Annotated in this window: 1 protein-coding gene; it reads right to left on the bottom strand. The window is 56.1% G+C overall.

What is annotated here, in order from left to right; all coding sequences use genetic code 11:
• Positions 1-30: 30 nt before the first annotated feature.
• Positions 31-963 (bottom strand): signal peptidase I (lepB, locus tag J5224_RS30315; RefSeq protein ID WP_264628753.1); only part of this gene is annotated, 933 nt, incomplete at its 5' end.

Below are 963 nucleotides of genomic sequence, written 5' to 3'. Positions count from 1 at the left end.
GAAAATAATGCTGCGGGTTTATCACGGTGATTAATGAATTCGACCAATTCGGCTTAAACGTACGCCCGTTGGCCATTCACCTTCTTGTTTCTCAAAGCTCATCCAGATTGCCGTTGCGCGGCCGACCAGATTCTTTTCCGGCACAAAGCCCCAAAAACGGCTATCGGCGCTGTTATCACGGTTATCACCCATCATGAAATAGTGCCCGTTTGGCACCACCCACGTAGCCAGCGGCTGGCGAGACTGCTGGTAGTACATCCCCAGTTGATCCTGGCTACCGGGCACCACCAGAATGCGGTGCGAAACGTCGCCCAGCGTCTCCTGACGAACGCCCATACGCACGCCGCCCGGCTTCTCCTCACCGCGTGGCAGCGCGTAGAAACCGCTGCTCGATTCCGAACCAGGACGGCCGAACGTTTGCACGAAATCACTGGCTTCGAGGTTGCTGTACGTCACCGCGACGGCGCTGTCGCACGCCGAGCCTTCACACGCGGGACGCACCGTAACCTGTTTGCTGAGCGGATCGTAAGAAACCTTGTCGCCCGGCAGACCAATCACGCGTTTGATATAATCCAAACGCGGATTTTCAGGATATTTAAATACCGCAACATCCCCGCGTCGCGGATGCCCAGTCGGGATCAGCGTGGTCTGCGTGATAGGATCTTTGATGCCGTAGGCAAATTTCTCCACCAGAATAAAATCACCAATCAGCAGTGTCGGCATCATTGAGCCCGACGGTATCTGGAACGGTTCGTAAATAAAGGAGCGAACAACGAACACCAGCGCCAATACCGGAAACACTGACGCGCAGGTTTCAATCCAACCGGGCTGTTTGATGGTTACAACGCCCGTGCCGCCATCCTGCTGCGCACTTAGCGCCGCCTCTGCTCTCGCCTTGCGTGCCGGTGCCCATTTAAAGCGTTCAAAACACCAGACAATGCCGGTGACAAGCGTCGCCAGCGC

This window comes from Candidatus Symbiopectobacterium sp. NZEC135, from assembly GCF_025962695.1.
The sequence above is the reverse complement of the archived record's forward strand: the minus strand, read 5'-3'. Positions and strand labels throughout refer to the sequence as shown.